This window comes from Parabacteroides sp. AF39-10AC (assembly GCF_003635405.1).
GTDB classification, from domain to species: Bacteria; Bacteroidota; Bacteroidia; order Bacteroidales; family Tannerellaceae; genus Parabacteroides; species Parabacteroides distasonis.
In genome coordinates this window covers 116951-139004 of the sequence record NZ_QTLP01000006.1, presented here as the reverse complement: position 1 = coordinate 139004, position 22054 = coordinate 116951, and the positions used below count along the sequence as shown (strand labels likewise).

Genomic DNA, 22054 nt, shown 5'->3' with positions numbered 1-22054 from the left:
ATCGTAACTAATCGAACTGCGTAATCACCCTGCGAATCCGGGTGAAGCTATCCGTATCCTTCTCCAGTTTATAGATGTGCTTATAGGACAGGGCATCCTGCTCGGTCGGCGAACCATTGATCAAGAGAATATCCCGGTCGTTGGCAAATTTCAAGATCCCCGCCACGTTATTCGGGTGCAGCTTCCCGATCTCATCCATCATGCAATGGAGCCTGAAATCGGAGAATACCGTGGAGGCGTTCCGCTTGAACACGTTCAGCAACATGATATTCACCATGGATTTGACCAAGATATCCGTACCCTCGGAGCCTACGTTCGTAAGACGTTCTACGAAGCCCGTATCATTCCGGTTCTCGATCACCCGGAATTTAAGGTCGAAGAAGTCCGCCAAGCGGATCAAGTTGCCGGAATAAGCGTCCATCGACTTGATCAACTCACGTAGCAACGTCGTCGCCTTCTCCCGGGTAGCCGTATCGTCGGCTGAGGAAGCGAAGAGGTTCTGCCCCAAATCCCAGCTATATTCCTCGTTGAATCGCTTGATCTCCTTCAACAGATTGACGATCTTGTTCTGGCTCGGATCAATACGCATCTCGATACACTGGATAATCCCCACGAAGTTCTTCTCCTTGAAATCGGCGTTGATCTGATCCACCACGCCACGGATATTGCCTTCCTGAGAGACCATGCTTTTCGTGTCCGCCGTAATCTGCCGGAAGATATCGGAGTTGCGGGTATTGATACGCGATTGGTATTCCGAGACCTTATCCTCGTCGATAAACTCCTTCAAGTCGCAAGCGAAATCCATATACTCTTTATCATCCGAGAAGCTCGTCTTGAAGGCGAACACATTATCCTCGGAGAAATTGCCGGTGTAGGCGGTTATCTCCTTGCGCAGCTCGGAAAGCTTCTGGGATTGCTCGCTGACGCGGATCGTGATCTCCCGTACCAAGGAACGGCAATCGCCATCCGTATCGGTACGATTCATGGAAGAGAAAATGGATTCCCTAGAGGTAAACCAGTCCAACAGGGTAGAGCGGTGATATTCCTCCCGGTTCTCCAACGCTTTCCGGTTGGCCTCCTTCAGCTCCTTCAACTCGGCATCTACCTTGAAGATACTCCGGTTCACGTCCGCCAGACGTTTTTTCAATTCCTCCCGTTCCCCGTGGATGATCTGCTGCAAGCGCAGGCTCTCCGTCGTCCAGTCGGATACCTTATCCAGCATCTCTCGTTTATCTTTCAGATACTCGATAATCAATGCCTTGGTCTCGTTGATATATTTAATCTCCCCACCGATATACGCCAAGCGGGAATGGATCTCCTCCAAACGTTTCGGATCGCCACCACTGGCGGTCAGGCTATCCAATTGCTCCCTGTCATATCCGGATTTGCGCTCTTCCAACTCCGCTTTCTTGCGTGCGATCTCCTCCGAGATAGCTTCCCTTGCGACGGAGAGTTCCTTATCCAAAGCAGCCAACTCATCTTTCTCTTGCTCATCCAAGGAAGCGAGTTCCCGGTCCATCTTACCTTGAAGCGTGGCGATCTCCTGCTGGATCGAGGAAAGGACGGCTTCGGCAGCGTTCAACTCCTCCTCCAAGCGCCGGATCTCCTCCTGCCTCAGACGGGTCGCCTGATCCCGCAAGGCCGACAGACAAGACTCGTCTTCCTTCTTGCGGACCGCCAGTTGCTCCAACTCATATTCCGCATGATAGATATCCTCCTTGATGGGCTTCACCGAGGATTGATATTGCTTGCGAAGATTCTCCTTAGCCGCCTCCAAATCCTGCCGCGCCGTAGCGATGAACCGCTGGATTCCGGCACGTTTTTCCTCGGCCTCCTTCTTCTCCGTCAAGTAATCCTCCTTGGTCTTGACATTCCGGTGAATCCCGGAGGTGAAGCGGATTCCATAAAAGGTATCTCCCTCGCCTACCTCCGCCGTAAACTCTTTCCCGTAAAGCAGACGCTCGTCACACACTTGCCCGATCGTCTGCTCCCAGCCGGGTTTATGCTCGGACAGCCAGTTGAAGAAGCTATCTTTCTGGTTGTCCAAGAACTCCGTCAGTTCCGCTAGCTTAGCGCTCAGGGCCTCGATCTTCACCTCGTTGGATTCCGCTAGCTTTTGATAATCCTCATCCAAATGCTTCTCGGCGGTCTCGAACTCTTTCGTCTGGTAGTTCAACTCGTACTTCAGCTCACGGATCTTCAGCTCCAAGTCCTTCCGGTTCGCGTCGTAATTGCCGAGACGCCCCTTGACCGCCTCCAATTCCTCCGAGGTTCCCGACTGCCCCCGGGCAGTCTTGATACGCATCTTCAAGGCGGCGACCTCCGTCGTACGTTTCTCCCGATCCACCAACAAACGCTCTTTCTCCTCCGAGGCGGCATGGCGCAATTCCTCCCGTAGCCGTCGATAATACTCCCGGCGAGCCTCCCGACGAGCATTGATCTCGGTCTCTGCCGCCAGTAATTGTTTCTGTTTCTCGTTCTCGAAGCCGGCCAACTCGTTCTTCAGATTAGCTATTAAATTGGCGTGCAAGACCGAGGCTTCTTTATTCTTGGAAGAAAGCAAATCTTTCTCCACGACTAAGGATTCCTGTTCCTGCTGTAAGATCTCCAATTTGTTACAACGATCCATCGCCGTCTGGATATCTTTTCCGGCATAGAAAACCCGTTTCGCTTCCGCCTCCGACAAGGCGTTTTTCAGCACGGCCAACTCGCCTTCCATCGTGGCTGTCCGGTTCTTCGATTCAGCGTCCAGCTTATCCCTTTGCTTATAGAAATCCGATTTGACCGCCTCCTGCTCGTGTATCTTCCGGGACAACTCCGGCAAGATACGCTCCGTTTGCAGATAAGCCCCGCGCAATTGGCGGCACAGATCGTTGATCCGTAAATCCCGCTTACGGATATCGTCCGACAAGGTGGAGATCCCGGCGGCCTTCCGCGCCATGCCCGGCTCACGGAAAACACCGATATCATTCAGTTGCGCCTCAAAGCCGGATAGATGGCTCCGATAACGGCTCAAGTCGATCACGCTATCCGCCTCGTTCAAGGAGGTGATGATCGTCTGCTTGATATAATCCGCCTCCAAGCGTGAATTCAGCAAGACGTTCTGGATCGTACGGATGATATTCTGGTAGGAGCCGCTCTCCATCAAGGAAAAACAGGAGTAATCCCGTTTATTATCCGAGTTTCCGTAGAGGATATTCCGGTATTCCTCATACGTGGAGATCGCCCCGCTATACTTGATACCGTTCTTATCGAGCACCGAGCGGATACGATCCGACGGATAAGGCGCTCCCTCCTCGTCGATAAAAAGATCCGACCGGTACGGAGAGGCGATAAAACGGTAGCAGATACGGTTCATCGTCTTATAGCTAAGTACCGTAAACCAACCATCCTCCCTCGCTACCTCGTAGATGATCGAGGAATCGGCATAAGGGAAATAATAATCCTGATACGACTTCTTCTCGACCGGGATTCCGAGCCGCTGCGTATCGGCGTTGTAAAAGAAAAGGATCGCACGGAGGATCGTACTCTTCCCCACTCCCTGCGTTCCGATTAAATGTATATTTCCATCCAGCTGTACTTCCGAGTAACGGATAGCGGCGCTGTTTATAAATACTATTTTATTGAGATATCTCATCTTCGTTCTTTATGTTAATACTATGGATCATCTTCGTGAGGTAATCCCACGAGGAGAGCACTTTCCACGTCCCGTTCATATCGCTCACGCACTCGATAAAGCCCTCTTTCGTCATCCTGTCCAAGATGGTATCGAGGATATCCTTGCGTTTTTCCTTGCCTCCGGTATGTTTTTTCAACCCGTCCAGCTTCATCTCTAGATCCATGTCGATACGGGAACGTACCAATATCTCCGCCGGCGAGAAAGTGAAACCGGGCCCGAAGGCCGTATCGTACGTACAGAAGAAGTCCATGATATCGATCCAAGCGAAGAAACGCTGGAGCTTTTGCTCCAAGGTAGCCCGGGGCTCCTTGCGGGAGAAGTAAAAGTAATTATTCCCCTGCTCCAACACGAAATTGATATGCGAGAAATAATCACGTAAACGCTCAAAATTATCTTCTACGACCGAGAAGAGTGTCCTCAACTCCTTTACACTTGTATTCGAGCACAGAAAATTACCTTTCGACAGGTAATCATAGATCTGTGCGGTCTGTACCGGTAAATTATCTATCATCCTTATTATTGTTGTTTTATTTTATCCAGTTGTAGAGACGGGGCGTGCCCCGTCTCATCACAGGGGACACGCCCCGTCTCTACAACTAGGTTCTTTGAATAATGGCATATTCTATATGCTCCGTATGCCCAAAACGGTCTGTTATCTCCAACTCATTTTCATAGAGGGAGAGCAAACGGCAAAATAACGTAACCTTCGCCTCGAAATCCATCTCCCGGTTATACTCGTAGCCCATCACGAAAGAGAACAAATCCCCTCCGGTCCGGCTAAAAAGATCCATCATCTTCCGGGTATTGATAGCGGCCTCCCCCACTTCTTGATTCTCCATCTGCTCGGCGGAGATCACGCCTAGCTCCTGCCGGTGGATCGCCTTGTCCGGCCGCATGCCGTCGGCCACCTTCAAGATGACATCCAGCGCCTCGTCCGTTTGCAAATAAGGAATGGAAATCTTGAATAAGGTAGGCTGCACGCCCTCCAATACCACGGAACGCTCCGCATCTACCACCTCCCGTACATTCGTGTTCTCCTGTAACTCAAACTGCTCCCGCAGATATTTGATACGACGCAGCTTACGGGTAAAACCCACCTGCGTACGGATCTGGTTCAAGTAATCAATGATATCCTGTTGGGAATGGATCAAGCTATGGCCGGCGCTCAATAACTCCGTCTTCAACTCACGGGCGATCGTCAACAGCTCCTCGTCCGGGACTTGGGCGAAAAAGGGAGTCCGTTCCCGATCCAGCAGCTTCTCCACTTCCACGATCAGGCGGTTGATCTCGATTCGTTTAGCGTCCAGATTCTCCAGTTTGGCGATCTTCACCTTATAGCTCGGCTCGTTCTTGAACGTATTATCGATCACCCGTTGCAAGGACACCACGTTACGTACCAAGATCTTCCCGATCTTCCGCAAATGCGCCTTGACCGATCGCAGATAACCCAGCTTACGCAAATCGTTATCCTCCTTGCCATAATAATCGATCAATTGATACACCAACTGGATATTCTCATCGATCACTGAGGTAGAAATCTCCTCATTCGCCTCCAGAAGCAGCTCATAGAAAGAGAGATAATGCTCATCCATCTCGATATAAGGGCCGTTCCTGCGGATCACCTCACGCTCGATCAGGATATTCAATTTATTCTCATCGATAATATCCAACGCATAATCATAGCGAAACGGTAATGATTTTCTTTTCTCAAATAAGACCTCCAATAGGTCCTTTCCCAGATTTAGCGTGTTCGTTATATGGGGTATTGAATTATATATGTACATCCTAAACAATTAAGGACACAAAGGTAATAAAAATACAAGTAACCCTTTTTTCTCCGTGATGAAAAAGGATTTCCATCGTAGTGAAAAAGCTTTTTCATCACGGTGGAAAAAGTTTTTCACTACGATGGAAAAAGAGGAAAATCACGAAGAGTTATCAATCCGCCGGATAGACAATTCCCAACTGCCGGCGTACTTCATCGATAATCTCCAATGTAATCAAAGAATTATCAAGGCTATTGATTTCTGACTCCCGCTTGCCAGACAAGACGAGGTTGATAAATTCCGCTACCTCATAATAGTACTCATCCTTATCGGCGACCACGCTTAGGTCTTCCGGAACCGGTTCCGGGCCTTTTCCCATCGCCGGAGCTAAACGGGGAGAATACGTCACTTTACGGATGATATTGATCCGGTCCAAGGTCAAGTTCCCCTCCTCCCCTTGTATCTCGGTAGGCAAGGCGGAGTTGGCGATCTTAGAATAAAGCACCGTGGCGTTCATCCCCTCATACAAGAAATTCACGGCCCCTTGCCCGTCCGCTCCTGAGGACAGGACTATGCCCGAGGCATCTATCTTCTTTGGGCGACCAAACAAGACAACCATCGGATAGACCGTATAAATACCGATATCCATCATGGCCCCATTAGACAACTCCGGCTTGAAAGCGTTCAACACGATTCCTTCCTTGAACTTATCATAACGGGAGGAATACTGGCAATAGCAGGCGAAATAACGACGAACCGTACCTACACGCCCAAGATTCTCTCGCACGGCAAGGAAATTTGGCGTAAGCGTAGGCTTCATCGCCTCCATCAACGTGACATTATATGTACGGGAAGCCTCGATCATCGCACGTACTTCTTTCGCGTTGGAAGCGAAGGGTTTCTCGCAAAGAACATGCTTGCCATAGCTCATGCAAAGAATACTCTGGGAGGCATGAAGGAAGTTCGGGGAGGCAATATACACAGCGTCGATCAACGGGCTTTTCGCCATCTCCTCCAAGGAGGTAAACGTATACGGTATATTATGTTTCGAGGCGAAAGCATCCGCCGTCTCCTGAGTTCTCGAATATACAGCTACCAGTTCAAAACGCTCATCCTGCCGGGCTCCGGCAATTACCCAATCACTTATGAAATTGGTTCCGACTACACCAAAACGTACTTTATCCATATTCTATCGTATTATGTTCTTTATTTACAAATGTACGATTTCTGTTTAACATAAATACTCCGTGGAAATGTTATTGTATCTATAAAAAGGATAAGTCACAGGAACTTTTTCGCGACGACGCTGTTTAATCTATACAATTTAAAACCGTTTTAAAACTAAATCAAGTATGAAAAGAATTGTATCTTTTATCGTCGTTCTCGCTGTCGCTATGTGCGGAATGACACAAGTAATGGCTCAAAAATCGATAACAAAGGAAGCCAAAAAAGTAGAGAGAGAAATCAAGAAACAAGAGCGTCTGGCACAAGATGCCGTAGAAGGCCAAGAAGAGTTTAACGCCGCTGTACAAGCTATCAACAACCAATCATTCGTATTGGAGGCTAACAACATACAACCGATGAACGGACAGGTATTCTACGTAAATTCAAATACGAACTTCGTATCTTTGAATGACGGACAGGCTATGGTCCAGATCGCGTCCAACTCTCCGTATCCCGGTCCTAACGGATTAGGTGGTATCACCGTACAAGGTAGCGCCTCCAATATCCAGACCAAGCAGGATGACAAGGGCAATGTTTATCTGAACATGAACGTACAGGGTGTGTTTATCTCCGCTACCGTTAGCTTGATGCTTACCAACGGAACAAACAACGCAACCGTTACCGTAGACCCGAACTTCTCCGGTAGAAACTTGAGAATGACCGGTACCCTACTTCCGTACTCACAATCGAACATTTTCCAGGGAACAACATATTAATCATGTCCAACTTTTCTATAATAAGGAAGGCGGTGCTCCGTGAGGAACATCGCCTTCGAACTATTTATAGATAGCCTTATCTCTTATTTACGGAAAGGAGCCTTTACCACTTGAGCCTTCAAGTTCTTATTACGCACCTTGATAAAGATATCCGTACCAGCTTTCGCAAACTCAGGTTTCACGTATCCCATACCGATCCCCTTCTTCAATACCGGAGACATCGTACCGGAAGTAACCACGCCAATTACATTCCCTTCCGCATCGGCGATCTCATAGCCATGACGGGGAATTCCCTTTTCCTGCAACTCGAAAGCACACAACTTACGGGTTACGCCCTCTTTCTTCTGACGCTCCAATTCCGCACGATTCGTAAAGTTCTTACCCTCGGCGAACTTCGTGATCCAGCCTAAACCAGCCTCGATCGGAGAAGTCGTATCATCCAAATCATTTCCATACAGACAGAAGCCCATCTCAAGACGAAGTGTATCACGTGCTCCCAAACCGATCGGCTTGATCCCTTCCGGCTTTCCAGCCTCGAAGATAGCGTTCCAAATCGTCATCGCATCACTCGGATAGAAATACAACTCGAAGCCACCCGCACCGGTATACCCCGTGTTGGAGATAATCACGTTCTTGCAACCGGCGAACTCACCCGTCACAAATGAATAGTAAGGAATAGAAGATAAATCAACCGGAGTAAGACGTTGAAGAACCTCCTGTGCTTTCGGTCCTTGGATAGCCAATTGAGCCGTACGGTCGGAAGAATTCTCCAATTCGACACCTACCGTATTATGGCTTACGCACCAATCCCAATCCTTGTCGATATTACCGGCGTTTACGACCAGCAAATATTTCTCCGGCTCGTAATGATATACCAAAAGGTCATCCACGATACCTCCCTTGTCGTTCGGGAAGCAAGTATATTGAGCCTTGCCAAGCGGCAAGACAGAAGCGTCGTTAGAAGTTACGCTTTGAATGAAAGCCAAGGCGTTCGGGCCTTTTACCCAAAACTCGCCCATGTGGGAAACATCGAACACACCTACACCATTCACTACAGTCATGTGTTCGTCGATAATTCCGGAATATTCGATAGGCATATTGAAACCTGCGAATTCGTGCATCTTTGCGCCCAACGCGATATGCACGTCGGTAAACGGAGTTGTTTTCATGTAATTATTGCATTTAAGATTTACGAGCCGATAGCTCTATGATTTTTATAACTGTTTCCATACTCTTCTCCAACGAACGAACGGGCAAGAACTCATAACGTCCGTGGAAATTCAGGCCTCCCGCAAAAATATTCGGGCAAGGCAATCCCATAAACGACAGGCGGGCACCATCCGTACCTCCCCGGATCGGTTTCACGATCGGTTCTACCCCAACGGAGGTCATCGCCTCAAACGCCAAATCAACGATATGTTTCTGGGGCTCCACAACCTCGCGCATATTGTAATATTGATCCCGAAGCTCTAAATGCGCACATCCCGGATGCGCTTCATTCATCTTATCAACCAACATACGAAGCAATTCTTTCTTCTCCTCGAACAACTTCCGGTCATGGTCACGGATGATGTAAGATAGAGTAGCTTCCTCGACTGAACCGGTCATACCGGTCAAATGGAAGAATCCCTCATAACCAGTCGTATGCTCCGGACGTTGCTCGGCCGGCAACCAAGAAGCAAACTCGATCGCACGCAAGGAAGCGTTTTGCATCTTATCCTTGGCGTATCCCGGATGTACGTTCAAGCCCTTGAAGATAATTTTAGCGCCGGCGGCATTGAAATTCTCATATTCCAACTCACCGATTTGTCCACCGTCAATCGTATATCCCCAATCACAACCGAACTTCTCCACGTCGAAATGATCGGCACCTTGTCCGATTTCCTCATCCGGGGTAAAAGCGATACGGATCTTACCGTGCTTGATCTCCGGATGATCCTTCAAATATTGCATAGAGGCGACGATAGCGGCTACACCTCCCTTATCATCGGCACCTAATAAAGTCTTACCATTCGTTACGATAATATCCTGTCCCTTATAATCTGAAAGCTCTGGGAACATCGATTGAGATAGTACAACATTTTCTTCCGCATCCAAGACAATATCACCACCCAGATAAGTCACGATACGAGGTTGAACATTCTTACCCGACATATCCGGACTCGTATCCAAATGAGCGATAAAACCGATAGTCGGGATTTTCTCGTCCGTATTAGCCGGCAGAGTAGCCATTACATAACTATTCTCATCCAAGGAGATCTCCTCCATACCAATCGCTTCCAATTCCTTCACCAAAGCCTCGGCAAAGACACGTTGTCCCGGCGTACTAGGAGTCGTACCCGTCTCCTCGTTCGACTGGGTATCGAACGTAACGTACTTTAAAAATCTATCTAAAACTGTCATAACTCACTCTTTTTAGCCATTAAAACATTGCAGGCATAAAAGTAGGTAAAATTTTTCTAAAAACAGCTTGAACCATCAAAGCAATGCGTACAAACCTTACACTTAGGAAGGTCGATCGCCTCCACCAAGGTTTCCAGCGTATTAAACTTCAAGGAACTCAACCCGAAACGCTCGGCGATAATTCCGACCATCTTCTTATATTCCGGAGAGTCTGTCGTAGCATATTTATCCAGATTCTTATTCTCATCCCCTTCCAATTCCTTGATAATCTGACGAGTTATCAACTCCAAAGGACTCTTGGAAGAAGTAAAACCGATAAACGGGCAACTATAAATCAATGGAGGGCAAGCGATACGCATATGTACCTCTTTCGCCCCATAATCATATAAGATCTTCACGTTATCACGAAGCTGTGTACCACGCACGATCGAGTCGTCGCAGAAAAGGATGCGTCTGCCTTCCAGCATCGCACGGTTCGGTATCAATTTCATCTTAGCCACCAAGGAACGCATCTCTTGGTTAGCTGGGGTAAAACTACGAGGCCACGTCGGTGTATACTTAGCGATAGCCCGATGATAAGGCACCCCCTTACCTTCCGCATACCCCAAAGCCATACCCACACCGGAGTCCGGTATACCACAAGCGCAATCCACCTCCGAGTCATCCTTCTGCCCCATCTTATAGCCACTCATAAACCGGACATCTTCCACGTTCTTTCCCTCATAGCAAGAAACAGGGAATCCATAATATACCCAAAGGAAAGAGCAGATCTGCATCCCTTCATTCGGTTTACGCATCTGCTCCATACCATCGGCACGCAACCGGACGATCTCGCCCGGGCCTATAAATTTCTCGATCTCATAATCCAAGTTCGGAAGACTGCTGGACTCGCTGGTCGCCGCATAAGCCCCGTCTTTCCTTCCGATTACGATCGGCGTACGCCCCCATTTGTCACGGGCAGCGATAATACCATCCTCCGTCAGGAGCAACATGGAGCAAGAGCCCTTTATCTTATTGTAAACATTCTCAATGCCCTCCACGAAGTCCTTACCTTGTGTAATCAGCAAAGCGACTAACTCCGTCTGATTCGTTTTTCCTGAACTCAATTCCGAAAAATGCATATTCGCCTTCAATAACTCATCCTCCAATTCGTCCAAGTTATTGATCTTCGCCACCGTCACGATCGCGAATTTTCCTAAGTGAGAGTTGATAACGATTGGCTGCGCATCCGTATCGCTGATAATACCGACCCCGGCATTTCCTTTGAATTTAGGAAGCCCCGGTTCAAACTTGGTGCGGAAATAAGAATTCTCCAGATTGTGGATCGAACGCGTAAATCCTTCTTCCTTATCGTACGTAGCCATACCGCCTCTGCGGGTTCCTAGATGAGAATTGTAGTCCGTACCATAGAATAAATCCGTAATACAGTCTCCATTAGAAATAGTTCCGAAAAAACCACCCATTGTTTTTTATGTTTGTATTTATGTTTGAGACCGCAAAGTTACAAGTTTATTTATATATGTTCCAAAATTTACTTCATAACGTTTATTATCATCGGCAATAAAAAAAGGATACCCCTTTTCGGGATATCCTTTTCCTTATTCTTTGGTCGCAGAAACTTAAGCCTCAGCAACAACTTCTTTTACAGAAACGAATGATCTGTTTTCTTTTCCTCTACGGAAAGTAACAACGCCATCTACCAACGCATACAACGTATGATCCTTACCGATACCTACGTTCTCGCCCGGATGATGAACCGTACCTCTTTGACGAACGATGATGTTACCAGCTTTAGCAACCTCACCACCAAAAAGCTTAACACCTAATCTTTTACTTTGTGATTCACGGCCGTTCTTAGAACTACCCACACCTTTCTTATGTGCCATTTCTTTTCTTCTCCTTTAAACGTTAAGCAATAACTTCTTTAATACTCACCTCAGTGAACTGCTGACGGTGACCGTTCAATTTACGGTAACCTTTTCTTCTCTTCTTGTGGAATACCAGCACCTTGTCACCTTTTACCAGCGGAGATAATACCTCACATACTACCTTTGCGCCCTCTACAGTAGGAACACCCACTGTTACCTCACCGTTGTTATCTACTAACAACACCTTGTCAAACTCCACAACAGCACCGCTTTCTGCGTTCTGAATGTGATGAACGAACAATTTCTTGCCTTGCTCAGCCTTGAACTGTTGTCCGTTAATTTCTACGATTACGTACATCTGTCTTAAAATCTTTTAAACAGGTTAGGTCCCGGGGGTGGGCTCCGTCTCCGGCTCCACTTATTTACCCTCTGCGGAAAATCGAGTGCAAAGATAGAGTTTTTTATTTAATTCCACAAACATCTTCTTGAACTTTTAAAAAGCCACGCATAAGACGATGAGAATACAGAGCTTTTTACTACCTTTGCAACTAATAATATATTACTATTATCCAAATAAAGATGCAGGAAACAAATAATATGTTATCAGTTCTTGACAACTATACGCTAGACAACCCGGATGAGATCGCTAAAGAAATAGCCAACGACTTCCGCAAGCGACGTATAGAGAAGAATCTGACACGCGAACAAGTGTCGGAGAAGGCAGGTGTAGCAGTCAGTAATATCGTGCGATTCGAACAGAAAGGTCTTATCTCACTCAAGAACCTTATCGGCATAGCAATGGCATTAGGTTACACTTCGGAGATAAAGAAGCTTTTTTCCGAACCAAAATACTCCACCATGGAGGAGCTACTACAAATCCGCAAGAATACCAACAAGAAAAAAGTACATAAGTAATGAGAATCAAAAAAATAGAAAGACTTATCGTAAAGTATCACGAACAGATAGTCGGGACGCTTTCGCTCACTCCCGACAACAAACAGTGTGCCTTTGAATACGATAAAGCATGGCTTTCCAACGGTTTCAGTATATCCCCATTGGAACTTCCGCTGAAACTGGGATTGTTCATCGCAAAGCCCTCACCTTTTTATGGAAATTTCGGCGTTTTCGAAGACAGTCTGCCCGACGGCTATGGCCGCTACCTCTTGCATAAGACCTTACTCAAAGAAGGCATCAACGATACCCAATTGTCAGCGCTCGACCGTCTAAGCCTAGTGGGAAATGGGGGTATGGGAGCACTCACATACGAACCGGAAACCACCATAGGCACTTCGCATGAGACCCTTGATTTCGATCTGCTGCAAGAAAAAGCCTTGGAAGTGTTGCATGAGAAGAACGACGATGACGTAGAACTTCTTCTTTTCAACAGCCGAAATAGCGGCGGATGCAGACCCAAGGCACTGTTCTCCAACAATGAAGGGCATTGGATGGTGAAGTTCCGCCATACATACGACCCTCAAGACATGGGATTGATAGAATTTCATTACAATGAGTTAGCACGACAATGTGGCATCCACGTTCCGGACTTCAAACTAACCAACGGTAAGTATTTCACGACACGCCGCTTCGACATCTCGCAAGAAGGAGAACGTTTGCATACAGTCACAGCCGGAGGGCTGCTTAACATTCCACTATCCAACCCAATTCTTGATTATAGCAACTTACTGGCCCTAACTGGCTATCTAACGCAGAATCCTTTAGAAGTGGAAGAAATGTTTCGTCGTATGGTTTTCAACTATTTCACAGACAACAAAGATGATCATTGCAAGAATTTCAGTTTCACAATACAGAAAAGTGATACCAGCACATGGCAATGGCATCTTGCTCCCGCCTACGATCTCACCCTATGCACAGAGGGTTATAATGGTGAACATGCGACTTCGGTCAATGGAACCGGACATCCCACCATTCAGGACATGATAACCATCGGTACTAAAAGCAAGATGAATAAACTGCGCTGCATGCGAATCATTGAAGAGGTTAGAACTGGCTGCGGAGATTTGTTGCGGAACAAAGACTGGGAGTAATTTCGATGACAGGTAAGTACTCATTCACCTCCACTACCCTTGTTTTTCAACACCGCATTCACTACCATAGAACAGCTATCAGACTTCTCTGACCCGAAATATCCATACACTACACTGTTCATCTGACAGAAACAGACGATGAAGAGATGATGCCCCCCTTGCGTTGATAACGATCCCATAGGGTCTTAAAATCTGTACTTGTTACCATATCTTTTTATGAATCTGGAACGAAGGTCTAGAGATATCGCTCTTTGTTTATCAACAAGACTATTTGTCTATAGAAATCTACTTTTTGCCTTCAAAAAAATCAAAGTCAATACTTACCTCCGAATTTTAAACAACTTGAATTTACTCTTCTTAAACAATCTAAAATCAAATTCCCAGTGCTACTTCTTTTGCTTCCAATATATTATCCTCAATAGAACAATAAGTCCAACTTCCATACCGTCCTATGGAATAGATGTCTTTTTCTTTCAATATACTCTTATAACGAGAGATTGCTTCTTGACTTTCTTTACTAATATGTACATAAGCAGGCTTCATCAAGACAGTTTCATAGTCAACCAACTTCTGTGTTGTCACCACACCCATCCTCTTTAAATCTGTCATCACACGATCTAAATACAAGCCTTCTTTGCATAATACCTCATTTTCCGGAAAACCTATCTCAACATACAAAGACATCTTGTCTGTTCCCAATATATTGTCATAATAGCCCAACCGATAAAAAATATAATCCTTTTCAGGAACATACACCCAACTATTCCTTTGGTCGTTGCCTTTAGAATCAAAACCTAAATTAAATACCAAAACCTTATTGCATGAAAAAGTATTGGAATCATATCCCAAGCGACATTGGTCTAACAAAGAGGGTAATGGCTGAGTGGATATCAATCGATCATATTTTATTTTCCGTTTATTAGTTATCGCAACTTTCTCCTCCATGTCTATTCCCAAGAGCTCTTCATTCAAGCAGACTTTTGTACGATCTACATTCTTCAACAGAGACTGAACATATTCCATCGCACCGTCTTTAGGATAAGTAAAAGAACTATTGTAAGAGGAATTATCTTGCGAACGAAAGTTCAAGATAATATCTTCCTTATTCGCTTTTGGGAAAAAGCGTCCCATCGCATTCATATCTAACCGATCCAAATCATAGGCATACAATTTCTCATTATAAGGGATCAAGAACTTTTCAGCGATTGATTTACCATAATTGGCATAAACCATCTCCTTAAAAGAGCGTATACCTCCATGATTTACGGAAAACAAATCATAAAGACAATCGATCAGCTCCTCTTTATCCAATTGATGAATATTCTTCTGGAAAGGAAAATCTATATAATCGCCTTTATAATAAATCTGAGTGTGTTTCTCCACTTTCAACAAAGAAGAAGGAGATAAATTCTGGCAAACAAATTCTTCGATATTCGGATGTTGGAAATGAAAGAAATGCCCCGAATAATCCCACACATATCCATTCCGTTTAATCGTACGGCAATATCCTCCCGGTTCATTTTCTTTCTCTATCAACAAATAATCATTTTTTATAAAATTGGCATAACTAATACCAGATATACCCGCACCTATAATCAAATCCATCATCAACTATATTTTAAAACGCTCCTTATAGCCCAGTTTATAAAATAATAAATACTTCTCAGTAGCCCCAACTTCTCCACTTTATAATAAATCAAGAATTGAGGCTTAATCAGTTTTTTCCTGTTACGTGTGACGCTGGTGGAAACCAAACGGTAAGATGCCAAGACTTTCGGATTACCATAAGCATAGTCCACCTTATCCCGCAATATCTCCAACCAAAAGGCATAGTCATCGCGCAAGCTTTTCAATTCTTCTCTAAAATAGCGATCACCCGCTACCTTGCGATCATATATGGTAGTAAGACAAGAAATAGGATTAGATTTCAGTATATCCCTATAATTCACCTTCTCCGGAACAATGAATGGCTGTAATACTTGTTCCCCTTGTTCGTTGATACGATGATAGGAGGCGGTGACTATCGCCGCGTTCTTTTCTCTCATGAAACTCAATTGAGACTCCAAGAAAGCAGGAGACCAAATATCATCTGAATCCAAGAAAGTAATATACCGCCCCCGCACTTCGCGCAACGCTATATTCCTAGCCCCAGACGAGCCTTTATTCACCGGAGATGCGATCAATTTTATACGCTTATCCTTCTCCGCATATCTCTTCACTTCAGCTATTCCCGCGCCACCATCAGGCGAACAATCGTCTACGATAATCATCTCCCAATCCGAATAGGTTTGTGCCTGTACCGAACGAATCGTCTCACCTATAAAAGCCGCACCTTTATACATGGGTGTAATAATAGAAACCAATTCTTCCTTCATATCAATAAGTTTTAATAATTCTTTCCACTAGTACAATAAACTCATGCTACTTAATCCCTCTACCATTTATCAAATTCGTATATAAAGTGGTATATTCCTTCACTGTCGTATCTATATTAAAATCCAAACTCCTTTGCTCGCATCTACAGGCGACTTCCTCATATACTGCGGGATGCTCGGTTAAATAACGTATCTTTTCCGCCAAATCGCGTTCATTCCCATTTTCAAACAAGAGGCCGGCCCCCTCAACGACCTCACGAATACCATCTATATCCGACACGATAACCGGGCGACCTGCCGCCATTATCTCCACCGTGGAAAGGCCAAATCCTTCATAAAAAGACGCTAACACACCGATATCGCTAGCCTTTGCCAATCGCGGTATGTCCGCACGTCGTCCTAAGAAATGCACACGATGTCCTACGCTACATCTATTCACCTCTTCACGACAACGAGCCGTATCACCAGAGCCTACATAAAACAAATGATACTTCTCCGGCAACAGAGCTATCGCTCTTACGGGTGTAAGATGGTCTTTTGGGGAAAAAAATCGAGCCACCATTATTACCGCCACATCTTCACTTTTTAACCCAATCTCTTTTTTTGTATATCCCGTAGCGTTTATAAAACGTCGCAAAGGGATGCCATTATAAACAACAAGGCTCCGCCGTCCTGTCCCGGCCCAAGTATCCAAAGCGATTTTTGCGGCCTTACTCACCGCCGTTATCGCGTCATAACAGCGATAAACAAGTTTCTCAACCGGACGAAACAACCAAGGTTTCTCCCGTCTGCGATTCCATGCGGAATGTTCCGTCGTGACAAATATCCGTTTCTTCCGACATAGCAGACTGATTAATGCCACAAAATACTGCGCCGGAAACAAATGAGCGTGTATAAAGTCATACCGACGGATGTATTTATACAAGAAAAACAAGTTCAACGGATTGCGAACAGACGCATATTTCCCATGAATGACATGAATGCCAGACCTCTCAAACTCATCCGCCATAGAATCCTTATTTTTATCCAAGACTAACACATCTATAGTGGATCCCGGTATTTGCTGTTTTAAAGAAGGAAGAAGAGTAATCAGGAAAGTCTCCAAGCCTCCTTCTGATAAGGTACCTGTGATATGTAATATCCTCATAAGAATGTAGTATGATTATCCCAAAGTTTACGTGTAAGTATTTTCAAGAGAATAGGATAGGTTTTACTATATAATGTACAATGATTTTTTAAGACAAAGTTCAACATCTGTAACCTAGATAGATTAGGGAATTCAAAAAAATCATCCAACAACTTTAAATTTTCATTCGAAATTTGGTCGCAAAAGCAGGCTGTTATCTGTTTCATTGTTTCAAACGTTTTACAATTAAGTATACCTTTCCGCTTATTATCTTTCCAAAAATTTAACGCAATCTGCAATAAACTCTTAGGACGTATCCCCGTGACATTACATTCATGTTGCCGATAAAGCATCAACGGCTTATCTATAAAAGTAATTTCACCAAACAATACCGCTAAAAATGTCACCGTAAAATCATGCATAATTGTAACACCATGATATTGGAGAACAAGTTTTTTCAACTTATCATTAAACAATGAGGAACACCCCTGTACACCTCCACAACGAAATAACATATCCGGCAAAGATTGAATAGCATAAGCGATCTCGGGCTGTCCTACTCCATCTTCCATATTATAAGAATAGGCATTACAATACACCAACTGCGGAACATCTTGCCGCCTCCTTTTCATTGTTTTCCACAACACCTCCAGTTTATTCTCCAACCAAAAATCATCTTGATCACAGAATATGGTATATGCAGTTTTACTATAAGGCAATAATGCCAAGAAATTACCAATACACCCCAACGATCCTTGTTCATCTGTTACAAGATGAATACGGTTATCCATTTTTTCATAACGACGAACAATAGTCACCGTCTCATCTTTAGAGCCATCATCACGCACATATAATTGCCACTCTTTATATGTCTGTCCGATAAGAGACAGCAGCTGTTGCTCTATATAGCGTTCGCCATTATAGGAGGCCAATAAAATACTTATTTCACTATTCATATTTAATTTTAAAACGAATAAATAACAGATGAGATATAAATAAATACTGAATACTCAATGACAAGAAAGTAAAAATCCAATCCGCAAAAAAAGCGAGTAATAAAGCATGAAAAAACAAGGCATATATCGCCACAAATAATTTCACACCCCGTCTCATAAAGTTATATAAAGTCCCCCAAGCAATTCCAACAAGAATAGCAAACAAAAAAATGCCCCAGTATCCAAAATCAACATAATAATTAAACATATTTGTATACACATTGGTAGGTAATGGAACATACGCCCATCCAGAAGCATCAAGATGTTTGATATTATCCCCCAGCCCCATAACATCCAGCACTTTCACTATACTACTAAAAGTCGCTGCGCCCGGAGTCACATTGAATGATAAATCACCTTTCAATATCAGATCAAAAGCTGGCATTGGAGACAATATATAAATCAACAAATATTCCGTTAATGTTACATCTTCAGCATCCCCTCTTACCAAAACAAGTATCGTCATTACTCCCACCAACAATAACAAACAAATTATCATTCTCGAAAATGTCAGCTTTCCATAATAATATTGCAAGAATAAAACAGCAAAAACAGAACATGCGATTCCTCCCTTATTACCTAAACATAGTAGTACAATCAAAACTGCGACAAACAGCAATTTAAAACTAATTGATTTAGCGCCATAAGTGTACATATAAGAGATGATAAACACCACCGACACATTTAAGAAATACATCAAATAGTTTAAAAGAGCAGGAAGTTCATCTTCATGATAAATAAACATATTACGAGAACCACTCATTATATTATCCCCATAATCCTTACTTATCGTATTTAGAAAACAAAGTAGAATAACATTCAATAGAACTAACAAAAGAGACAATTTTTGAAAGATCTTCATATTTGGCATCTGCCACAACAAGATCTTTGGAATAGGTAAATTGAATTTTGAAAACGCCAAAGAACAGACACAAAAAGGGATACACCACAAAAGCAGCGCACAATAAAATAAATCCGATAACGGATATAATCCATGTTGCAGTACGTTATAACACAACACCATAATCAGCCACAACATCGAGGTTAAAAACGCAGGATGAGTCCAAGAATGAGAACATTTATAGCTAAAGAGAGCTAGAAACGATAATATCACAACAACAATTATGGCCAACATGATAATTTTTCAATAAAATGCCCCAACTATAATAAATCACGCATCCTACGCTTATGATTCCAATCAATCAACCAACATGCTAATTTCGGAAAACCAATCGCAGCTAATATAAGAGTTAATCTAATAGATTTAGATAATGCTTTGTAACTCCAAATGCACTTATTAGTTTCCGGGTAAGTGGCTTTCCATGCCTTTACGTCTCGATTCGCAGCATTCCATATCAACCCGCGTTTTGATTCGAACTTGATGTATAAAACAATTAAAGCGAACTCGGTATCTTCCGACTTGCCCTGCTTCTTGAAGAAGTCTTCCAATATGGAAGCACAACGTATCTGTTCATCGATATTACGACGCGAAAGCTGCGATACCGTAGAAGAAGTATTCTGCTTGTTGTAATGATATAACGCTTCGGGAACGACTACCGTACGCTGGCTAAAATAGCGCAATCGGCAAGTGACACTTACATCTTCCCACATATTCAGCCCCGGGAAAAACGAGATTTTATTATTTACATATAAATTTCTCTTGATCAGTTTGTTCCAAACTGAACAACGCAATACATCTATATACAACAGATCTTTGTATTGCTCCTCTTTATATGGGTAACAAAGATTTTCCTGCCGACTTTTATATTCTAAACTAATATTACAACAAACTATGTCGGCTTTTGTATCCATGGCACACGCATAAAGCTTCTCCAGCATATCCGGCTCTATCCAGTCATCACTATCCACATGGATCACGTAATCACCTGTAGCATAATTCATAGCGGTATTACGAACCACGGCCAGGCCGTGGTTCGTGTCGTGGTTCACGACACGAACCGACATTTTTTCACCCCTTTCATTCCCAGAATAGGCGCGAAGCGCCTCAAAAATTTCCTCCATACTATGATCTGGGGTACAATCATTGACTATAATAACCTCCACTCCTTCTTGCATGGTCTGATTCAATACGGAAAACAGGCAACGCCTTACATATTTCTCCACATTATAGACAGGAATCAACACACTGATTTTGGGATGATTTGATTCTTCAAACATTTATTTTCGCAAATTTATGATTAGACAACATACACGTTTAAACAAGTTTATAGCATAAGTATCGGTCAGACATAACACGAACGTACTTAGCAGAACATATAGGGTAACAGATTTTAATCCATAAACACTCCAATCCCAATAAGAATTTACAGAATAGGTAAAGTAAACACGTGAGATTTTCATACAAAACATAAAAAGCACGATCATGATCACTACATATTTTGAATATCGCCTCACATATTCCCAAGTACTTTCCCTAAAACCATTATGATAAAGAAAATAAGGCTTCCAGCCACAAACAATAACCAATAGGCTAATCATAACCCCGGCCAAAATACCATCCAAGCCGAAGAAATGCCCCAACAAAATTGAAAAGCCCAAATTTAAAGAAGCCTCCGCTACAGGAGCCCATACATCTTGAAACAGGCCATAGGCAGCTATAAAGGAATCATTGGTGCGTGTCAAACTGATAAATGTGTTAATAATCAGAATGACAAAAGCTACAGGCGGCAAGATATACTCCGCACCAACCCACAATGTGACGAAAGAGTCACCCAATATGTACAAGCCGAAACAAACAATAGAAGCCAGCCACATGCGTAACAAAGTGATCTCCCAAAATACGTTCTTAATATGCCGTTTGTCATTTCCCGCAACTAAATTCCCTATACCCGCATTTAGGCCATTAAGAATGGCGTTCATCAAGGCAGTGACACCGAGCGTAATCAACATGTAGTTGCCGTAAACAGCCACCAACGTCAAGGACGCATAGGCATAAATCACCAGAGGGCTAGTCTGCGTCAAAACAAAAACACCAATCTTATGAAAAAAGAGTTGTTTCGTTTTCTTGACTATCTCGGGATAGGCATCCTTCAACCGTTTCCCATCAGCCACTTGAGACCTCAGCCACGGATATTCTCTCCGAATACTTCGGTCAAGCACATAAGAAGTAGCGACAGCCATCAATACCTCTAGTATCATCCACCAAACATAACCGTCCTGAAAATAGCAAATGGCAAGCAACTGCAAGATAACCTTGGTAATCTTTCCACCCTGCACACTCTGCGTAATCTTATACTCCTTTTGGTCAGCAGAGAGAACGACCTGCCGATAGTTGACAAAATAACCCAACAATGCGGCGATCAACAATGCGATGAACGAGCCGTAGGCATACCACAACGGCACTTGCGCCTTGGCGAATAGCAATGGGAAGAAGCACATCAATACTACAGCTCCCGCTATGATAATGAAAGCGATCCTACGATATAGCCAACCTTGGATGGACACGATATCATTTATCGCTTGGCGGTTTCCCTCGAACAAGGGCTTGTAAAGACTGTACGCCACTGCCGTGCCGATTCCTAATTCCGCAAGGTTAAGGACCCCCAGTAGATTCTGAGCCGTGGTATTCAACCCCAGTACCTCCGCCCCCAAATAATCCAAGAAAATCTTCCTTGAAAAGAACTGGAGGATCAGGTTGATGAAATAAAAAAACAACGCTACCGAGCTGTTTTTAATACTCTTGGATGTTCGTGAATCTGTTTTTGCCATATTCTTCACAGATCTATTTGCCCCAAGGCATAGGACAGTACACTTTCAAGTAATGAGACAAGTCATTCCCTATAGGAACACCTCATATCTCGTTCCTATAAGTTAAAATCCTCGCATATCTTCTTGAT

20 protein-coding genes are annotated in these 22054 nt (G+C 44.1%); 3 read left to right on the top strand and 17 right to left on the bottom strand.

What is annotated here, in order from left to right; genetic code table 11:
* Positions 1-7: 7 nt before the first annotated feature.
* The 4 genes from DW033_RS07490 to DW033_RS07475 all read right to left on the bottom strand — a co-directional run bounded on the left by DW033_RS07490 (position 8) and on the right by DW033_RS07475 (position 6631).
* Positions 8-3637, bottom strand: coding sequence for an ATP-binding protein (locus DW033_RS07490; protein WP_122382609.1), 3630 nt, complete (start codon positions 3635-3637; stop codon positions 8-10).
* Positions 3621-4190 carry a hypothetical protein gene (locus tag DW033_RS07485; protein WP_005866029.1) on the bottom strand — a complete coding sequence of 190 codons (570 nt, stop codon included), beginning with the start codon at positions 4188-4190 and terminating at the stop codon, positions 3621-3623. The genes DW033_RS07490 and DW033_RS07485 overlap by 17 nt, the downstream gene beginning before the upstream one ends.
* Before the next feature lie 85 nt (positions 4191-4275).
* Complete coding sequence (locus DW033_RS07480) at positions 4276-5463, bottom strand: hypothetical protein (protein ID WP_122382608.1); 1188 nt, start codon at positions 5461-5463, stop codon at positions 4276-4278.
* Positions 5464-5617: 154 nt separating this feature from the next.
* A complete protein-coding gene (locus DW033_RS07475; RefSeq protein ID WP_005861919.1) occupies positions 5618-6631 on the bottom strand; it encodes a Gfo/Idh/MocA family protein in 1014 nt (337 codons plus the stop codon).
* Positions 6632-6797: 166 nt separating this feature from the next.
* On the opposite strand from DW033_RS07475, the gene DW033_RS07470 reads away from it, so the two are divergent.
* Entirely contained in the window at positions 6798-7385 is a 588-nt protein-coding gene (locus DW033_RS07470; protein ID WP_005861917.1) for a DUF4251 domain-containing protein, read from the top strand.
* Between the two features lie 83 nt (positions 7386-7468).
* On the opposite strand, the gene gcvT is transcribed toward DW033_RS07470, so the two are convergent.
* The 5 genes from gcvT to rplU form a co-directional block, all read right to left on the bottom strand.
* Positions 7469-8554 carry a glycine cleavage system aminomethyltransferase GcvT gene (gcvT, locus tag DW033_RS07465; RefSeq protein ID WP_122382607.1) on the bottom strand — a complete coding sequence of 362 codons (1086 nt, stop codon included), beginning with the start codon at positions 8552-8554 and terminating at the stop codon, positions 7469-7471.
* A 13-nt stretch (positions 8555-8567) separates the two neighbouring features.
* Positions 8568-9788: a peptidase T gene (gene pepT, locus DW033_RS07460; protein WP_008774030.1), complete on the bottom strand. Its 1221-nt coding sequence runs from the start codon at positions 9786-9788 to the stop codon at positions 8568-8570.
* A gap of 56 nt (positions 9789-9844) precedes the next feature.
* The gene (locus DW033_RS07455; protein WP_008774031.1) at positions 9845-11251 is read right to left on the bottom strand and encodes an amidophosphoribosyltransferase; all 1407 of its coding nucleotides are present in this window, start codon (positions 11249-11251) and stop codon (positions 9845-9847) included.
* A gap of 156 nt (positions 11252-11407) precedes the next feature.
* Positions 11408-11674, bottom strand: coding sequence for a 50S ribosomal protein L27 (gene rpmA, locus DW033_RS07450; RefSeq protein ID WP_005861909.1), 267 nt, complete (start codon positions 11672-11674; stop codon positions 11408-11410).
* A gap of 22 nt (positions 11675-11696) precedes the next feature.
* The gene (gene rplU / locus DW033_RS07445; RefSeq protein ID WP_005861907.1) at positions 11697-12014 is read right to left on the bottom strand and encodes a 50S ribosomal protein L21; all 318 of its coding nucleotides are present in this window, start codon (positions 12012-12014) and stop codon (positions 11697-11699) included.
* 221 nt (positions 12015-12235) lie between these two features.
* On the opposite strand from rplU, the gene DW033_RS07440 reads away from it, so the two are divergent.
* Positions 12236-12571, top strand: coding sequence for a helix-turn-helix domain-containing protein (locus DW033_RS07440; protein ID WP_005861905.1), 336 nt, complete (start codon positions 12236-12238; stop codon positions 12569-12571).
* Positions 12571-13701: a type II toxin-antitoxin system HipA family toxin gene (locus DW033_RS07435; RefSeq protein ID WP_121960981.1), complete on the top strand. Its 1131-nt coding sequence runs from the start codon at positions 12571-12573 to the stop codon at positions 13699-13701. The genes DW033_RS07440 and DW033_RS07435 overlap by 1 nt, the downstream gene beginning before the upstream one ends.
* A 20-nt stretch (positions 13702-13721) precedes the next feature.
* Here DW033_RS07435 and DW033_RS24485 read toward each other — a convergent pair whose 3' ends face one another.
* The 8 genes from DW033_RS24485 to DW033_RS07400 all read right to left on the bottom strand — a co-directional run bounded on the left by DW033_RS24485 (position 13722) and on the right by DW033_RS07400 (position 21926).
* Positions 13722-13880: a hypothetical protein gene (locus tag DW033_RS24485; RefSeq protein WP_154396217.1), complete on the bottom strand. Its 159-nt coding sequence runs from the start codon at positions 13878-13880 to the stop codon at positions 13722-13724.
* Between the two features lie 193 nt (positions 13881-14073).
* A complete protein-coding gene (locus tag DW033_RS07430) occupies positions 14074-15306 on the bottom strand; it encodes an NAD(P)/FAD-dependent oxidoreductase (protein ID WP_121961003.1) in 1233 nt (410 codons plus the stop codon).
* 2 nt (positions 15307-15308) lie between these two features.
* On the bottom strand, positions 15309-16076 hold the full coding sequence (locus DW033_RS07425) for a glycosyltransferase family 2 protein (RefSeq protein WP_121960982.1): 768 nt from the start codon (positions 16074-16076) through the stop codon (positions 15309-15311).
* A gap of 46 nt (positions 16077-16122) precedes the next feature.
* Positions 16123-17223, bottom strand: a complete 1101-nt coding sequence (locus DW033_RS07420; RefSeq protein WP_122382606.1) for a glycosyltransferase — start codon at positions 17221-17223, stop codon at positions 16123-16125.
* Positions 17220-18158: a glycosyltransferase gene (locus DW033_RS07415; protein ID WP_122382605.1), complete on the bottom strand. Its 939-nt coding sequence runs from the start codon at positions 18156-18158 to the stop codon at positions 17220-17222. The genes DW033_RS07420 and DW033_RS07415 overlap by 4 nt, the downstream gene beginning before the upstream one ends.
* Positions 18151-19332, bottom strand: a complete 1182-nt coding sequence (locus tag DW033_RS07410) for an O-antigen polymerase (RefSeq protein ID WP_121960985.1) — start codon at positions 19330-19332, stop codon at positions 18151-18153. The genes DW033_RS07415 and DW033_RS07410 overlap by 8 nt, the downstream gene beginning before the upstream one ends.
* A 26-nt stretch (positions 19333-19358) precedes the next feature.
* On the bottom strand, positions 19359-20375 hold the full coding sequence (locus DW033_RS07405; protein WP_121960986.1) for a glycosyltransferase family 2 protein: 1017 nt from the start codon (positions 20373-20375) through the stop codon (positions 19359-19361).
* Complete coding sequence (locus tag DW033_RS07400; protein WP_121960987.1) at positions 20376-21926, bottom strand: lipopolysaccharide biosynthesis protein; 1551 nt, start codon at positions 21924-21926, stop codon at positions 20376-20378.
* Positions 21927-22054: the final 128 nt, after the last annotated feature.

Excerpts from the sequence above, each read along its gene's own strand:
- DW033_RS07405 (WP_121960986.1), bottom strand. The coding sequence starts at position 20,375 with ATGTTTGAAGAATCAAATCATCCCAAAATCAGTGTGTTGATTCCTGTC.
- DW033_RS07415 (WP_122382605.1), bottom strand. The coding sequence starts at position 18,158 with ATGAATAGTGAAATAAGTATTTTATTGGCCTCCTATAATGGCGAACGC.
- DW033_RS07420 (WP_122382606.1), bottom strand. The coding sequence starts at position 17,223 with ATGAGGATATTACATATCACAGGTACCTTATCAGAAGGAGGCTTGGAG.
- gcvT (WP_122382607.1), bottom strand. The coding sequence starts at position 8,554 with ATGAAAACAACTCCGTTTACCGACGTGCATATCGCGTTGGGCGCAAAG.
- DW033_RS07490 (WP_122382609.1), bottom strand. The coding sequence starts at position 3,637 with ATGAGATATCTCAATAAAATAGTATTTATAAACAGCGCCGCTATCCGT.
- DW033_RS07425 (WP_121960982.1), bottom strand. The coding sequence starts at position 16,076 with ATGAAGGAAGAATTGGTTTCTATTATTACACCCATGTATAAAGGTGCG.
- DW033_RS07475 (WP_005861919.1), bottom strand. The coding sequence starts at position 6,631 with ATGGATAAAGTACGTTTTGGTGTAGTCGGAACCAATTTCATAAGTGAT.
- DW033_RS07430 (WP_121961003.1), bottom strand. The coding sequence starts at position 15,306 with ATGGATTTGATTATAGGTGCGGGTATATCTGGTATTAGTTATGCCAAT.
- pepT (WP_008774030.1), bottom strand. The coding sequence starts at position 9,788 with ATGACAGTTTTAGATAGATTTTTAAAGTACGTTACGTTCGATACCCAG.
- DW033_RS07410 (WP_121960985.1), bottom strand. The coding sequence starts at position 19,332 with ATGTTGGCCATAATTGTTGTTGTGATATTATCGTTTCTAGCTCTCTTT.
- rplU (WP_005861907.1), bottom strand. The coding sequence starts at position 12,014 with ATGTACGTAATCGTAGAAATTAACGGACAACAGTTCAAGGCTGAGCAA.
- DW033_RS07400 (WP_121960987.1), bottom strand. The coding sequence starts at position 21,926 with ATGGCAAAAACAGATTCACGAACATCCAAGAGTATTAAAAACAGCTCG.
- DW033_RS07440 (WP_005861905.1), top strand. The coding sequence starts at position 12,236 with ATGCAGGAAACAAATAATATGTTATCAGTTCTTGACAACTATACGCTA.
- DW033_RS07455 (WP_008774031.1), bottom strand. The coding sequence starts at position 11,251 with ATGGGTGGTTTTTTCGGAACTATTTCTAATGGAGACTGTATTACGGAT.
- DW033_RS07470 (WP_005861917.1), top strand. The coding sequence starts at position 6,798 with ATGAAAAGAATTGTATCTTTTATCGTCGTTCTCGCTGTCGCTATGTGC.
- DW033_RS24485 (WP_154396217.1), bottom strand. The coding sequence starts at position 13,880 with ATGGGATCGTTATCAACGCAAGGGGGGCATCATCTCTTCATCGTCTGT.
- DW033_RS07485 (WP_005866029.1), bottom strand. The coding sequence starts at position 4,190 with ATGATAGATAATTTACCGGTACAGACCGCACAGATCTATGATTACCTG.
- rpmA (WP_005861909.1), bottom strand. The coding sequence starts at position 11,674 with ATGGCACATAAGAAAGGTGTGGGTAGTTCTAAGAACGGCCGTGAATCA.
- DW033_RS07480 (WP_122382608.1), bottom strand. The coding sequence starts at position 5,463 with ATGTACATATATAATTCAATACCCCATATAACGAACACGCTAAATCTG.
- DW033_RS07435 (WP_121960981.1), top strand. The coding sequence starts at position 12,571 with ATGAGAATCAAAAAAATAGAAAGACTTATCGTAAAGTATCACGAACAG.